At 39.5% G+C, this 15,331-nt stretch carries 14 protein-coding genes and 1 rRNA gene; 10 read left to right on the top strand and 5 right to left on the bottom strand.

From position 1 onward, the window contains the following. Positions 1 to 28 precede the first annotated feature (28 nt). Positions 29 to 541, top strand: a complete 513-nt coding sequence (locus V5290_RS12980; RefSeq protein WP_333386465.1) for a TRAP transporter small permease — start codon at positions 29 to 31, stop codon at positions 539 to 541. Further along, positions 538 to 1,818 (top strand): TRAP transporter large permease, encoded by a 1,281-nt coding sequence (locus V5290_RS12985; protein ID WP_333386468.1) that lies wholly within the window; start codon positions 538 to 540, stop codon positions 1,816 to 1,818. The genes V5290_RS12980 and V5290_RS12985 overlap by 4 nt, the downstream gene beginning before the upstream one ends. A 119-nt stretch (positions 1,819 to 1,937) precedes the next feature. Here V5290_RS12985 and V5290_RS12990 read toward each other — a convergent pair whose 3' ends face one another. After that, positions 1,938 to 3,659 (bottom strand): DEAD/DEAH box helicase, encoded by a 1,722-nt coding sequence (locus V5290_RS12990; RefSeq protein WP_333386471.1) that lies wholly within the window; start codon positions 3,657 to 3,659, stop codon positions 1,938 to 1,940. 405 nt (positions 3,660 to 4,064) lie between these two features. On the opposite strand from V5290_RS12990, the gene yjeH reads away from it, so the two are divergent. Beyond that, a complete protein-coding gene (yjeH, locus tag V5290_RS12995) occupies positions 4,065 to 5,336 on the top strand; it encodes an L-methionine/branched-chain amino acid transporter (RefSeq protein WP_333386473.1) in 1,272 nt (423 codons plus the stop codon). Between the two features lie 5 nt (positions 5,337 to 5,341). Here the strand turns inward: yjeH and nfuA are convergent, their stop codons facing one another. Both nfuA and V5290_RS13005 read right to left on the bottom strand, forming a co-directional pair. Continuing rightward, positions 5,342 to 5,923: a Fe-S biogenesis protein NfuA gene (nfuA, locus tag V5290_RS13000; RefSeq protein WP_333386476.1), complete on the bottom strand. Its 582-nt coding sequence runs from the start codon at positions 5,921 to 5,923 to the stop codon at positions 5,342 to 5,344. Positions 5,924 to 6,070: 147 nt separating this feature from the next. After that, complete coding sequence (locus V5290_RS13005) at positions 6,071 to 6,655, bottom strand: ComF family protein (RefSeq protein ID WP_333386479.1); 585 nt, start codon at positions 6,653 to 6,655, stop codon at positions 6,071 to 6,073. A 200-nt stretch (positions 6,656 to 6,855) separates the two neighbouring features. On the opposite strand from V5290_RS13005, the gene bioH reads away from it, so the two are divergent. The 3 genes from bioH to V5290_RS13020 all read left to right on the top strand — a co-directional run bounded on the left by bioH (position 6,856) and on the right by V5290_RS13020 (position 8,429). After that, positions 6,856 to 7,653 (top strand): pimeloyl-ACP methyl ester esterase BioH, encoded by a 798-nt coding sequence (gene bioH / locus V5290_RS13010; RefSeq protein WP_333386481.1) that lies wholly within the window; start codon positions 6,856 to 6,858, stop codon positions 7,651 to 7,653. A 72-nt stretch (positions 7,654 to 7,725) separates the two neighbouring features. Continuing rightward, positions 7,726 to 8,001 carry a hypothetical protein gene (locus tag V5290_RS13015; protein WP_333386483.1) on the top strand — a complete coding sequence of 92 codons (276 nt, stop codon included), beginning with the start codon at positions 7,726 to 7,728 and terminating at the stop codon, positions 7,999 to 8,001. Positions 8,002 to 8,012: 11 nt separating this feature from the next. Next, positions 8,013 to 8,429, top strand: coding sequence for a hypothetical protein (locus V5290_RS13020; protein WP_333386486.1), 417 nt, complete (start codon positions 8,013 to 8,015; stop codon positions 8,427 to 8,429). Positions 8,430 to 8,523: 94 nt separating this feature from the next. Here V5290_RS13020 and slyD read toward each other — a convergent pair whose 3' ends face one another. Together slyD and V5290_RS13030 are read right to left on the bottom strand one after the other, a co-directional pair. Continuing rightward, positions 8,524 to 9,072 carry a peptidylprolyl isomerase gene (gene slyD, locus V5290_RS13025; RefSeq protein ID WP_333386488.1) on the bottom strand — a complete coding sequence of 183 codons (549 nt, stop codon included), beginning with the start codon at positions 9,070 to 9,072 and terminating at the stop codon, positions 8,524 to 8,526. A gap of 12 nt (positions 9,073 to 9,084) precedes the next feature. Continuing rightward, complete coding sequence (locus tag V5290_RS13030) at positions 9,085 to 9,369, bottom strand: YheV family putative zinc ribbon protein (protein ID WP_416351616.1); 285 nt, start codon at positions 9,367 to 9,369, stop codon at positions 9,085 to 9,087. A gap of 124 nt (positions 9,370 to 9,493) precedes the next feature. Here V5290_RS13030 and V5290_RS13035 point away from each other — a divergent pair, with 124 nt between their 5' ends. The 4 genes from V5290_RS13035 to V5290_RS13050 all read left to right on the top strand — a co-directional run bounded on the left by V5290_RS13035 (position 9,494) and on the right by V5290_RS13050 (position 15,311). Further along, a complete protein-coding gene (locus V5290_RS13035; protein ID WP_333386490.1) occupies positions 9,494 to 11,404 on the top strand; it encodes an ABC transporter ATP-binding protein in 1,911 nt (636 codons plus the stop codon). Positions 11,405 to 11,474: 70 nt separating this feature from the next. Then, positions 11,475 to 11,762 (top strand): pyrimidine/purine nucleoside phosphorylase, encoded by a 288-nt coding sequence (locus tag V5290_RS13040; protein ID WP_333386493.1) that lies wholly within the window; start codon positions 11,475 to 11,477, stop codon positions 11,760 to 11,762. Positions 11,763 to 12,010: 248 nt separating this feature from the next. After that, a complete protein-coding gene (locus V5290_RS13045) occupies positions 12,011 to 13,090 on the top strand; it encodes a polysaccharide lyase family 7 protein (RefSeq protein WP_333386495.1) in 1,080 nt (359 codons plus the stop codon). 678 nt (positions 13,091 to 13,768) lie between these two features. Further along, positions 13,769 to 15,311, top strand: a 16S ribosomal RNA gene (locus tag V5290_RS13050). Positions 15,312 to 15,331 lie beyond the last annotated feature (20 nt).

Genomic DNA, 15,331 nt, shown 5'->3' on the forward strand with positions numbered 1-15,331 from the left:
GTATTGTATAAACAGTGAGGTAAATAAGATGCCTAATATAAAAGAGGCTGTATCAGATAATAAAATTGAATTGATAACTAATAAAATGAGTAACTTATGTGGTCGTATTTTATTAGTTTCCATGTGTTTTTTAATCATCTTACTTGGCGTGAATATATTTCTAAGGTATCTCTTTGATTCTCCTATTGCTTGGTCTAATACCATATCAAGATATATCTATATTATTATTGCTTTAGTGGGAAGTGCGATTGCTTACACTCAACAAGGCCATGCCCGCATTGATATTCTTTATAACCGTGTTGGTCCCACAACTCGTAAGGTGTTTGATCTTATACATTGCGTGATCATGATGGCACTTTGTATTATTTTCTTTGTGGTTGGTGGTGAGCATGTGGCAACCATGTGGCCAGTTAATCCCCCTATTATTCCTTGGCTTCCTGTAGGTAGCATATACCTTGCTATTCCGGTCTTTTCATTACTTATTTTCTTTTATCTATTAAGCAAAATAATATCGATTTTTAATAAGCGGAGTGTTTCATGACTTTTATTTTTTTAATGATTCTATGCTTTATTGTACTAATGGCTATTCGTGTTCCTATTCCTTTTGCCTTACTTGCATCAACATTCGTTTACTTTATTGGCGCTGATATTCCATTAAGCATTATGGTGGTTAGGTTATTCCGCTCCTTCGATTCCTTTGTTTTATTAGCTATCCCATTCTTTATTTTAGCTGGAAAAGTGATGGCAGAGTCAGGTATTAGCGATCGTATTATTCGATTGGCTGATTTGATAGTAGGTCGAGTAAAGGGTAACTTGGCTTACGTTAATATTGTCGTCAGTATGTTTTTTGGAGGTATTACTGGAACTGCTATTTCAGATACGACTGCGATTGGCTCGGTCATGATTCCAGCAATGACTAAAGCTGGTTATAAGAAGAGTTTTAGTGCTGCGGTAACTGCTGCATCATCAACAATGGGCCCAATTATCCCTCCTAGTTTAATGTTTATTCTTTATGGCTCTATTGCACAAGTTTCTATTAAAGATATGTTTTTAGCAGGAGCAATACCTGGCGTAATGGTAGGTGTTGCACAAATTTTAGTTGTTTGGCTTTATGGGAAGAAAAATGATCTCCCTAGAAGAGAAGAAAAAATTAGCCGTAAAGAAGGTTTTAATATTGTAGGTAATGCTTTCTATGCGATGTTGTTACCTGTCATTATTTTAGGTGGCATTTTAATGGGAGTAGTTAGCCCGACAGAAGCCGCTGTTATTGCTGTTTTTTACGCTATCTTTGTTGCTATTTTTGTTTATCGTTCTTTAACTTGGAAAAGGTTAATGGGAGCGATTCGTGAGTCTACGGTCGAAACTGGTAGTGTCTCTATTATTATTGCTGCAGCTGGGATTTTTGGTTGGGCTTTATCAAACGAACAGTTACCCATGATATTTGCTGAGTATTTAGTGGAAAATATCGAAGCTACTTGGTTAATTTTATTATTAATTAATGTGCTTTTATTTTTCTTAGGTATGTTTATGGATTCTATTCCAGCATTGATGATTGTGACACCTGTATTGTTACCTGTCTTTGATATGCTAGGTATTGACCCGTTGCATGCAGGAATCTTTATGTGTGTGAACTTGATTACGGGTTTAGCAACCCCACCAGTAGGTTGTTGTTTATTTGCGTCTTCAATTATTTCTGGTGAATCAATGGAAAAAATAAGTAAAGCAATACTACCGTTTATTTTAGCGAATGTGATTATAGTGTTGTTAATAACTTATGTACCTTGGATTACGTTATTCTTACCATCGTTATTGGGCTAGTAAGAATACTAATCATAATCAATAGCTTACCTTATTTTAAAGATATAAAAAAACCGATGTAAATATATTTACATCGGTTTTTAAAAGCGCTAACAGCAGATTATATAATCTATATTAAATTAGCATTTTTTAAGGTTTAGTGGGCGTTTACACACTTGTACATTTTTTAAATGCGTTAGTGTTTCAGCTGGCATACCTTTTGGTAATTCAATTGTAGAGTGATCGTTGTTTAGACGGATATCACCAATGAAGCGGCTGTTGATATTAGCTTCGTTTGCGATAGCACCTACGATGTTTTTAACTTGAACACCGTGCTCACGACCTACATCTAAACGGAACATTTCTAGCTCAACGTCAGTTGGACGACCACGACCACGTGGCTTGTCTTCGTTGCGAGAACGGTCGTTGCGATCTGGACGATCACCACGTGAACGATCATTACGGTCACGACGAGGGCGATCACCACGAGAGAATTCACGGTCATTGCTACGTGGCTCAACAAATTTTTCTTCTACTGGTTGTAATGGTTTTTCTTTTTGTGCCATTAATAATAATGCAGCAGCTAAATCTAAATCATCGATTTCAGTGTTATTTTGAATTTGTTCGAATAATGTACGGAAGAACGTTAAGTCTTCACTTTCACATACAGAGAACAATTGCTTTTGGAAGTTATCAATACGTGTTTGTGTTACTTCATCACGTGTTGGTAAGTCCATAATAGTAATTGGTTGGCGAGTTGCACGTTCAATTGCTTGTAATAAACGACGCTCACGTGGTGCAGCAAATAAGATTGCTTTACCTGTACGGCCAGCACGACCAGTACGACCAATACGGTGAACGTAAGATTCAGTATCTGTTGGGATATCGTAGTTTACTACTAGGCTGATACGCTCAACGTCTAGACCACGTGCTGCAACATCAGTTGCTACTAGAATGTCTAGGCTACCTGATTTAAGACGTGCAATTGCGCGTTCACGTGTTTGTTGGTTCATATCACCGTTTAGTGCAGCACTGCGGTAACCGCGTGCTTCTAAACGCTCTGCTAATTCAACGGTTGCTGTTTTAGTACGAGCAAAGATGATGACACCATCAAACTCTTCAGTTTCTAACATACGTGTTAATGCATCTAGCTTGTTTACACCACGTACGATCCAACATTTTTGTTCAATGTTTGAAACCGTTGATGTTTTTGCTTTGATCTTAACTTCTGTTGGGTTGTTCATGTAACGCTTAGTAATGCGTTTAATTTGATCAGGCATGGTTGCTGAGAAAAGCGCTGTTTGACGTTTTTCTGGCATCTCTTTCATGATCGTTTCAACGTCATCAATGAAACCCATACGTAACATTTCATCTGCTTCATCTAATACTAATGCTTGCAGGTTTGAAAGGTCTAATGTTTTACGTTTCAAGTGGTCCATGATACGACCAGGCGTACCCACAACTACTTGTGGTCCACGAGCTAATTGTTTGAACTGGATATTGTAGCTTTGACCGCCGTAGATTGGCATTACATGGAAACCACGTAAATGACGTGAGTACGACTGGAATGCTTCTGCTACTTGGATTGCCAATTCACGTGTTGGTGCTAACACCAATACTTGTGGATGGTTTTTAGATACGTCGATATTAGCTAATAGTGGTAATGCAAATGCAGCCGTTTTACCTGTACCTGTTTGTGCAAGACCTAATACGTCTTCACCATTTAAAAGGTGCGGGATAGTTTGCGCTTGAATTGGAGATGGTGATTCGTAACCCATTTCAGTAACAACTTTTACGAGTGCTTCTGGTAAGTTTAGATCTTGGAAAGTTGGTCCTGCTACTTGGTTTTCTGACTCTGACATAAGTGGCCTCTTGAGTTTATAAAATGCTGCACATTACTCGAATGTGCGTTAAATTCAGCCTATACCTACATCAGCCTAACAACTAAAATTGTTAAACGTGGTCCATTAACTTTTCGCGAAATCAATCGCGTAGTAGGTGTTACTCTGAATATTTTGCTTCGCTTTAGATGGATCAGTTTGCGAGGGAGGCGCATTCTACTGTATTTGTGCATTAAATGCTCGCTTTATTTTGACAAACAGCACATTTTTTAAAAATTTATTGTGTTAGGCGTAAGAAAGTACACAGGTTTTTTGTTATCTCAGATGTTAGGTGCTTTATGTTTTGATATTTTATTCATTTAACTTTTCTATCACTTAGGTTATAACGGTGCGCAAAATTAAATGATCAACCAAGATGAGTAAAGAATGGCAAAAACAGAAAAGTTATCGGTAATGCAAGGTGTTGCTATGTTGGTGTCTGCTTTATTGGGATCTGGTGTTTTTATTATTCCTGCCATTGCTGCACAAGTATCAGGGAGTTGGTCGTTATTAGCTTGGGCAATCATGGGGGTATTAATCGCGCCTATTGTTTTTACCTTTGCACAGCTTGGTAAGTTTTATCCACATGCAGGTGGAACGGCTTATTATGTACAGCAAGCTTTTGGGGAGCGAAGTGGTCGACTCGTGAGTTGGTTGTTTATCTGGGTGGTTGCATTAGGTACACCTGTCATTACTATTACCGCTGCAAACTTCTTACAAAATGCCTTAGTTGAAATGAAATTACTGAGTGAGATTGTTGATTACCGCTTAATGATTGCGATTGGTATTTTATGCTTAGTATTTGTAATTAATTTATTAGGCTTAAAGACCGCTGCGATTATTCAATCCGTATTAAGTGTGGTGATTGTTAGTACTTTATTATTTGCATCGGTAGATGTGCAGTTACAACAAAACTTACCCTTACCTACTTCTGAATTTAGTGTAAGTAAAGTCGCACTAACAGCTACCTTTATTCTTTGGTGCTTTTTAGGGATAGAAGCAATCACACATATTGCTGATGACTTTAGGCATCCTGAACGCGACTTCCCATTGACGATTTTTATCGGCATTACTATTGCGTTAGTGGTGTATGCCTTGATTAGTATCAGTTTATTGAAAATGGGGTTTTATGGGGATCAAGAAAAAAACCTAAATTCAGTTGTTCATCTCGTTGAAGCTAGTTTGGGCAGTAAAGGATATCTGTTAGTTAACTTAGTAGGGTTTTGCACCTGCTTTATTTCAATTAGTTTATATTTTGTAGGGTTTTCTCGGTTATTACAGAGTATGTCTATCCAGCAGCAGATTCACGGCTCATTTCAACGTATCAACTCGCACAATGTCGCTTATTGGGGATTAAGTTTTGCCGTTTTACTTTGCCTAGGTATGTTACTGGTGGCAGATTCAATACAATTAGCGATAGATAATTTAATTGCTTATGCGAATGGTTTATTTATTTTAATTTATTTAGCGGCTGGTATTGCTGGTGTAAAGTTATTAACAGGTAAAGCTAAGTATTTAGCATTTGTAGCGAGTGTGACGTGTTTAGTATTATTTGTTGCATTGGGGAAGGAGATGTTATTTGCAGTATTGTTGGTGGCTGTGCTGAGTGTCTATTATACGGCTATCTATTCTGCAGATAACCGTATTAAGATTAGCTAATCAGACTATTTATAGAAAGAGTGATCGCCTTGAGCATGTTCAGTTACATCACGTACTGCATTTAACTCACCCGAGAACTCTTCTAATAGCTCTTTTTCGATACCTTCTTTTAGTGTTAAATCAACTTGTGAACAACCATTACAACCGCCACCAAACTCAATCACAGCAACTTGATCTTCAGTGACTTCAATTAATTTAATGAAGCCACCATGACTAGCAAGTTGTGGGTTGATTTGCACCTGGATAACGTATTCAACACGCTCAATCAATGGCGCATCATCATTTACTTTACGCATTTTAGCATTTGGCGCTTTTAACGTTAATTGTGTACCCGTATCTTCTTCTACTAGATCAACAAAGGCCTCTTCTAAGAAAGGTAGGCTTACTTCGTCGACTAAAGCATCGAAACCTTCAAAGCTTAAACGTGTATCGCTCTCTTCAACCGCTTCTGGTGGGCAGTAAGAAACACCACATTCTGCTTTTGGTGTGCCCGGGTTGATAACAAACACGCGGATGTTAGTGCCTTCTTTTTGCGGCGCTAGTAATTTTGCAAAATGTGCTTGTGCAACTGGAGTAATTTCGATCATGTTAAACCTTTATGCTTGAGTAATTTACTTGGGCATTATAACGACAATTCCTTATAATAATAATGAAAAGAGCAAATTTGCTAAAAATAATAAGCATAAGATAGAACTACTTCCCCTAAAAATTTAGAAGATAGTTAATTATTACAGTTAGTTAGCTCTGTCTCCTAATTCAGTTCGACTAATACACCAAACATCTACTTTCACTACACCTGCGCTGGTCAAGCATTCACATAAGCTATTAATGGTTGCCCCTGTTGTCACCACATCATCAATGATAACAACATGTTTTCCCTTTAAATCTGCTCCATTACCTGTAATAGAAAATGCAGATTTCAGATTGAGGGTACGTTCTCTTCGAGTCAGGCCTTCTTGCGCAATGGTGGGGGTGTGGCGCACGATCGGAGCAATTAATCTTGCCTTTAGTGGTAGCGCTTTTAATAATGCATTAGCGATTAATTGAGCTTGGTTAAAACCACGAATTCGATGTTTTTTTATATGCAGGGGGACGGCGATAATACAATCAATCAGATCTAGTTCATCTTCGCTATAGCGCTGTTTAATAACGTCAGCTAACAAAAGTCCTAATAAATCGGCGTAAATAAGCTGGTGATTATATTTGAGCTTTTTAATTAATGAGGGGAAGGGAGCTTGATACCCAGAAACAGTGATTAACCGAGTAAACTTAAAAGGGTGCTTTAAACATTCCCCGCAAACGTTTTGTGTTTGTGCCAAGCCGTAACCGCAATGTAAACAACAGGGCCTATCTGTTAATATGGCGTGATAACAATGCTGGCAGAGTAGTTTATCAATGCTGTGTAGTCCGCACAAAAGACAATGACTTGGTAAACAAGTAAAGAGTAAGGTTTTGCTGTAGTGAATCAATTGCAGTAGAAAATATGGCAAACAAACACCTACTGGTTAATGAGGTAAAAGTGAGTATAGAACAAAAAATTGAAAATAATGGTCCAAGTACTTATCGAACCATTGGTGCAGGTCAAGATTTGGTACTTATTCATGGTTGGGGGGTTAACAGCAACATTTGGGCGCCTGTTGTTGAACAATTAAGTGAACATTATTGCGTGCATCTAGTTAATTTACCTGGATTTTCTGATGAGCCAGCATTAGAGACTTATTCCCTCGCTAATATTGCTCATAGATTATTGGCTGATCTACCGCAAAAGGCGATTTGGTGTGGTTGGTCTTTGGGCGGTTTAATAGCGACTTATATTGCATATCATTATCCGGAGCGTGTTGGAAAGCTGATTCAGGTTTGTACTGCACTTAAATTTGTTGAAGAAGCACAATGGTTAGGTGTGAAAAAAGAGGTGTTCAGTGCTTTTAAATCTGGGGTAGTTAAGCAGCCTCAAAAAACATTAAATCGTTTTTTATCACTGCTTGCGATGGGAAGTGAAACAGTAAAAACAGATATAGCCACTATTAAACATTTGATGTCAGATCAACCCGAGGGTAACGCTTCAGCTCTATTGGGCGGTTTAGTATTACTTGATGAAGTCGACCTACGGCAAGAATTTAGCCAATTGAGTATGCCGTCTTTAACGATTCTAGGTGAACATGATAATTTGGTATCAGTGGCTAATAAACCAAAATTAATCGAATTGTCTTCGACTAATCAACAGGTTATTTTTCAAAAGTCATCACATGCACCATTTATTAGTGAACCTATCTTATTTCATCAGGTCTTAATATCATTCATTGGCTCTCAAAAATAACGAATAAACTTTATTTTTGTTTAAAAATTAACCATAATAGGTATGTGATTACATATTTAGTAGGAGGTCTCTATGGAAATAAATTCAGCATTTAATTCAGGTGTGAATAGCTTAAATAAAGCGTCACAACAAATTACTGAATCCAGCGATCGTATTGCTAATTTAACAACCAGCCATCAAGGTACCTCATCAACGCCAGAAGGAGCAAACGCGCACAGTTATGTTTCTGGCCCAGTGACGACTGAATTAGTCAATATGAAGTTAGCAGAATTTCAAGCTAAATCAGCTGCAAAAGTGATTACCACTGCAGATGATATGGTTGGCTCATTAATTGATGTGTCTGTTTAACGCTAACCACTATGGTTAATGTAAATGTTCAACTTCCTCCTGTCGTAGCGGCACCTTTTCCTCAAGCCGCAGAAGGCCTGCATCGTGAAAACCTTCTACAAACTGCAATCCCTAAGACAGAGCAAGCACATGCTTACGCCAAAATACGTGGTGAACAAGAGCGCGAGGAAACAGCCTATCAATCAAGAGAAATTATTCAAGATAACGGCCAAGGCGCCTCACAACAAAAAGAACAATCGACATACTCTCAACAAAAGCGTGATTTTTTCTTTGCTGCAAAGTTAAAACTCTCACCTCATGAAGTTGAAGCCTTGAAAGTTGAACTTGAAGAGATTGCTGATTTTAAAAAAGTAATGTCAGTTATTCAGGCAAAGTATCATGATGCAGTATCGCCCTATCCTCAACCATCGTTAAGTTATGATGTCTAAAAGTAAAAAAAGCGATATATCCATCATATTAAATGAGCAATATATCGCTATCAATTAAGCAACGGCTAATTGTCTATTGCGCATATTATTGAGCTTAATGAGTTTGGCAGCTACCGCTTCCACAACATTCACTTTCTTCTTTCTGTTCATGGCTATGTGCTTCTGAACCACAACCGCCAGCAGCGTGAACGTGTCCGTGAGACAATTCTTCTGCTGTTGCTGCACGAACTGATACCACTTCGCCTACAAATTGCAGTGCCATACCCGCTAATGGGTGGTTTGCATCAATGCTAACATTTTCCTCAGTCACTGCTGTTACTTCTACAGTACGAGGGCCTTGATCTGTTTCCGCTTGAAATGACATGCCGACTTCGATTTCATCCACACCTTCAAACAAAGAGCGAGGTACTTCTTGTACTAATGCTTCTTGGAAAGGACCATAAGCATCTTCTGCTTCAAGCTTTACGTCAAACTTGTAACCTGCTTCTTTACCTTCTAGCTCTTTTTCCAATCCAGGTACTAGGTATTGTGCACCTTGAATAAACTCAAGTGGGCTACCGTTTTCAGTGCTATCTAGTGCATTACCGTCAACTTCAGCCACACCAAAGTGGATGGCAACTACTGAGTTCTTTTCAATTTTCATTATTTTCTCTCTTTATTCTTTATCGGGTTCAGATGGATCAAAAACACCAATTATTTGTTCAAATTGACGTGTTGCTGATTTAGCCTGGTTAGGCGTTTGTGTTTGTGTATAACCACAGCTAACACACGTTAATGTCTCAACTGCGTTTTCTAATGTCAACGCAATACTATCAATCGTCTTACATTGTGGGCATTCTGCTCCGGCGATGAAGCGTTTTCTATTTTTAGTCACTGACAAAGTCCAATCACAATTAACAAAAAGTACGACATCATATAACGATGAGAGTTGAAGATGCAAAGCTTCGCCAAATATCTTGAAGTAACGCATTATCAAGTAAAGGTGAGTAGTGATGGCTGAACATTACAAATTTCGTTATCATCTTGCTCTAATTTTATCTGATTGACATTGAGACTCTGAATTTATGATTGTTGCATCTAATATTGAATTTATCCGCGGCGGAAAACCTCTACTGGAAAATGCCAGTGCAACGATTAACCCCAAACAAAAAGTTGGATTAGTAGGCGCTAATGGTTGCGGGAAATCGAGTTTCTTCACGTTACTTAAACAGCAGCATCAAGTGGATGCTGGTGAGTTAACTATCCCGCATCATTGGCGATTAGCGAGTGTTGCGCAGGAAACACCTGCATTAGATATGAATGCGTTGCAATATGTGATTGATGGAGACCATGAGTTCCGGGCCTTACAAGCGAAATTAAAACAAGCAGAAGAAGCTGACAATGGTACAAAAATAGCTGAAATGCATATCTTATTAGACAATGCTGGTGGTTATACCATTGAATCACGAGCTGCAGAGTTGTTAGCGGGTTTAGGATTTAGCGAACAAGCACAGGGGCGCCCTGTTAGTGATTTCTCTGGTGGGTGGCGTATGCGTTTAAACTTAGCGCAAGCATTACTTTGCCCCTCAGATCTATTATTGCTTGATGAACCAACCAACCATTTAGATTTAGATGCGGTTATCTGGTTAGAGAAATGGTTACATCAATATCAAGGTACATTGATTCTGATCTCTCATGACCGAGACTTTATTGATAGTATTGTTGATAAGATTATTCACATTGAACAACATAAATTATTCGAGTACACAGGTAATTACACGAGTTTTGAACGTCAACGTGCCGAAAAATTAGTGCAGCAGCAATCTTCTTATGAGAAGCAACAAGCACAAATGGATCATATGCAAAGCTACATTGATCGTTTCCGTTATAAAGCCAATAAAGCAAAACAAGCGCAAAGTCGTATTAAAGCACTTGAAAAAATGGAGCAGATTTTACCAGCGCACGTGGACAACCAATTTAGCTTCTCATTTAGAGAGCCTGAAGCCTTGCCAATGCCATTACTAACGTTGGATCAAGTGAGTGCTGGTTATGATGATCTGTTGATCCTAGATAAAATCGAATTAAACCTGGTGCCTGGTAGCCGTATTGGATTACTTGGGCGTAATGGCGCAGGTAAATCGACACTAATTAAATTGCTTTCTGATCAAATGAAACCTAAATCAGGAAAGTTAGAAGTCAACGCTAATGCAAAGGTAGGGTACTTTGCCCAGCATCAATTAGAGTTTTTACATCTAGACGAAAGTCCGATGCAGCATTTAGCGCGTTTAGCTCCCGACGAAAAAGAGTTACCACTACGTAATTTTTTAGGTAGTTTTGGTTTTCAGGGGGACAAGGCTTTTGATCTGGTCGCTCCATTCTCTGGCGGTGAAAAAGCACGTTTAGTGCTAGCTTTACTCGTATGGCAAAAGCCTAATCTGTTATTACTTGATGAGCCAACCAACCATTTAGATTTAGAAATGCGCCATGCCCTGACAGTTGCACTACAAGCATTTGAAGGTGCAATGGTCGTTGTATCGCACGATAGACATTTATTACGTACTACGATTGATGACCTTTACTTGGTACATGATAAAAAAGTACAACCGTTTTCGGGTGATTTAGATGATTATCATCAATGGTTGTCTGATCAACAACGGTTAGAAAAACAAGCTGAGCAAGGTGAAGAAAAAGTTGTGTCAGTGAGTGCTAACCGAAAAGATCAAAAAAGATTAGAAGCTGAATTTCGTAAAAAACTCACTCCTTTCAAAAAACAATTAAGTACAGCAGAAAAAGCGATGGATACTGCTTCAGCACGGTTAACTGAAATAGAACAACAACTGAGTGAAAGCGAGCTCTATGAGCAAGAAAACAAAAAGAAACTAACTGATTTGTTAAAGGAACAAGGCGAAGTAAAAGACCTTTTAGAGGAAAATGAGATGCTCTGGATGGATGCACAGGAGCAAATAGAAACGCTGCAATCTGAATTCGAGGGTTGAGTTTTAGGCTTAGCTTAGCCATACTCTGTGCGCAATGATTCACCAATACATGAAATAAGAAGGGATTAAAATGAGTTTTGAAGCAAATGAATATTTCGATGGTAACGTTAAATCAATCGCATTCCAAAGTGAAACATTACCTGCAACAGTAGGTGTAATGGAAGTTGGTGAGTACACATTCGGTACTAGTGCTTATGAATACATGACAGTAGTAAGCGGCAGCTTAACAGTTCGTTTAGTTGATACAACTGAATGGAAAACTTATAAAGCAGGCGAAACGTTTGAAGTAGAAGCAAACTCAAGCTTCGATGTTAAAGTTGTTGTACAAACTGCTTACCTTTGTTTATACAAGTCTTAAGTAGCTCACTCTCAACTTAACAACAAATCAAGGAGCTTAGGCTCCTTTTTTTATGTCTGTTATTAATTAATAAACGTTAATGCCTATTGGTATTTGATAAATGTTACTTAGTTAACAAAAATAACCCACATATTGACAGTTAACCCATTGCCTCCAAAATCTTTCGCTAAGATCACAATTAATAATACAATATTATTATAAATTAATGCCTCTCATTTATTATCAACATAGATAAGCAGGTATTTTTAATGAAAAAAGCATATTTAAGCGCGATGATCGCAACTGTGCTAGTAGGATGTACAAGCACAGCACCAGACTCAAATAATCAAGCGGTTTATGAATCAGGAAAAGTCGCCACTTCAACGACACCTTTGCCAGCCTCTGCACACACAGCTAGTTTAATAGCTGCATTAGATCCAAATAAAGCACCCTCACAAAACTTCGATCTGACTAAATGGAAAATTAACATTCCTATGGAAGATGATAAACCTAGCCGTGCGGGTAAAGTGATGGAGATTTCTGCTCAGCAACTTGGTAGTACAACCCATCCGTATACACATCCAGATTGGTTCTATACAGATACCAGAACAGGCGCAATGGTATTTGCAACACCTAACAAAGCGATGACAACTCCCAATAGTAAAAATGCACGAAGTGAATTACGTGCAATGTTAGCGACCTCTTATAAAGACACTAAAAATAATTTCGCAATAGCAGCAAACCCTAATGCGTCGGATTACGGAGCGATTGGTGGCGAGCTTTCGGCAACATTATCGGTAGATTGGGTAAGTACGAGTGGTAATGCTGATAAGAACGGTGCTTTTTCTACCGTTATAGGCCAAATCCATGGTTCAAAAAACGAACCTCTAAAAATAGTATACCGCAAGCTACCTGGACACGAGTATGGTTCTTTATATTGGCGATATGAAATAAATGCAACAGGAGATAATTACGATAAACGTAAAGATATTTACCATAATGTATTTGGCGCTTACGACTTACGTAGCGGATCGGCTGAACCAACAGATGGTATTAAACTAGGTGAAGTCTTCTCATATAACGTCAATGTGGAAGACAACATGATGCAATTAACATTCATTAAAAATATTGATGAAGTAAATGAACAAGTTAAAACTGCACAAGTCGATCTATCAAAACCAAACTATCGAGGTGAAGAGTTCGATGAAGGTTATGCAAATGATTGGATGTATTTTAAAGCTGGAAACTACAATCAGTGTAATGTTGGATCTTCACAATGTACCAATGAGGGTGTTGAAGCAGGTGATTATGCCAAAGTAAGCTTTTATCAGTTAACTTTAGATCAATAAACCTTAGCTTAAGAAACTAAGTGATATAAGTATTAATGCCTTTCAAGTGAATGAAAGGCATTTTTTTATAAGTTTAGTAATTGCTTATGATGCTTTTTACAGTGTAGGCAACGCGATATCGGGCTTAATTAGACAATCGGTTAAAATCCGAAGAGCGATCGCATCTTATTAATTTTATCATTTACAGCTCAATTCACCTCACTTTTGCATGAAATATACACGCTTTGATGCTTAATTGAGCACTCAGACCTTTTTGTGTAAATAAATAGAATAAAACGCTTGCTTACCTTTTGAAGATCCCTATAATGCGCATCCACAGACACGGGACGGAACGCAAGTTACCCAGCGAGTTTGAGAACAAAATAAACGCAGTAAACGCTTCGAACTTCGGTTTGAAATTAAGTTGAAAATTAACGTTGACATTGTTTGAAAGGCGCGTAATATACGCCGCCTAGCCGAAAGGCACGCTCTTTAACAATTTAATCAAACAATCTGTGTGAGCACTTATTGTTGATGTGATTTCAAAAAAATCAAAGTCCTACTTGTTAGGCAACATCAATAGAAGTGACACACGAATTAATTCATTAATTCAGAATAACAAATCGTTACTTATTTATAAGTGGCAATTAGTTTTAGTCAGTAATATTGAGTCGCAACTTAGGTTGCAAATTAAACTTTAAATTGAAGAGTTTGATCATGGCTCAGATTGAACGCTGGCGGCAGGCTTAACACATGCAAGTCGAACGGTAACAGAAAGTAGCTTGCTACTTTGCTGACGAGTGGCGGACGGGTGAGTAATGCTTGGGAATATGCCTTATGGTGGGGGACAACAGTTGGAAACGACTGCTAATACCGCATAACATCTCCGGATCAAAGTGGGGGACCTTCGGGCCTCACGCCATAAGAGTAGCCCAAGTGGGATTAGCTAGTTGGTAAGGTAATGGCTTACCAAGGCGACGATCCCTAGTTGGTCTTAGAGGATGACCAGCCACACTGGAACTGAGACACGGTCCAGACTCCTACGGGAGGCAGCAGTGGGGAATATTGCACAATGGGCGCAAGCCTGATGCAGCCATGCCGCGTGTGTGAAGAAGGCTTTCGGGTTGTAAAGCACTTTCAGCGAGGAGGAAAGGTTGTACTTTAATAGAGTGCAGCTGTGACGTTACTCGCAGAAGAAGCACCGGCTAACTCCGTGCCAGCAGCCGCGGTAATACGGAGGGTGCGAGCGTTAATCGGAATTACTGGGCGTAAAGCGCGCGTAGGCGGTTAATTAAGTCAGATGTGAAATCCCAGGGCTCAACCTTGGAACTGCATTTGAAACTGGTTAACTAGAGTTTTGTAGAGGGTGGTAGAATTTCAGGTGTAGCGGTGAAATGCGTAGAGATCTGAAGGAATACCAGTGGCGAAGGCGGCCACCTGGACAATAACTGACGCTGAGGCGCGAAGGCGTGGGGAGCAAACGGGATTAGATACCCCGGTAGTCCACGCAGTAAACGATGTCTATTAGAATTTTGTGGCTATATGCCGTGGGATTCAAAGCTAACGCATTAAATAGACCGCCTGGGGAGTACGGCCGCAAGGTTAAAACTCAAATGAATTGACGGGGGCCCGCACAAGCGGTGGAGCATGTGGTTTAATTCGATGCAACGCGAAGAACCTTACCATCCCTTGACATCCAGAGAATCACCAAGAGATTGATGAGTGCCTTCGGGAACTCTGAGACAGGTGCTGCATGGCTGTCGTCAGCTCGTGTTGTGAAATGTTGGGTTAAGTCCCGCAACGAGCGCAACCCTTATCCTTATTTGCCAGCGGGTTATGCCGGGAACTCTAGGGACACTGCCGGTGATAAACCGGAGGAAGGTGGGGACGACGTCAAGTCATCATGGCCCTTACGGGATGGGCTACACACGTGCTACAATGGCAAATACAAAGGGCTGCTAACCAGCGATGGTATGCGAATCTCCTAAAGTTTGTCGTAGTCCGGATCGGAGTCTGCAACTCGACTCCGTGAAGTTGGAATCGCTAGTAATCGTGGATCAGAATGCCACGGTGAATACGTTCCCGGGCCTTGTACACACCGCCCGTCACACCATGGGAGTGGGCTGCACCAGAAGTCATTAGCTTAACCTTCGGGATGGCGATGACCACGGTGTGGTTCATGACTGGGGTGAAGTCGTAACAAGGTAGCCCTAGGGGAACCTGGGGCTGGATCACCTCCTTACGTAAAGAAACACATCCTTT

This window comes from Psychromonas arctica (assembly GCF_036697365.1).
GTDB lineage: Bacteria > Pseudomonadota > Gammaproteobacteria > Enterobacterales > Psychromonadaceae > Psychromonas > Psychromonas arctica_A.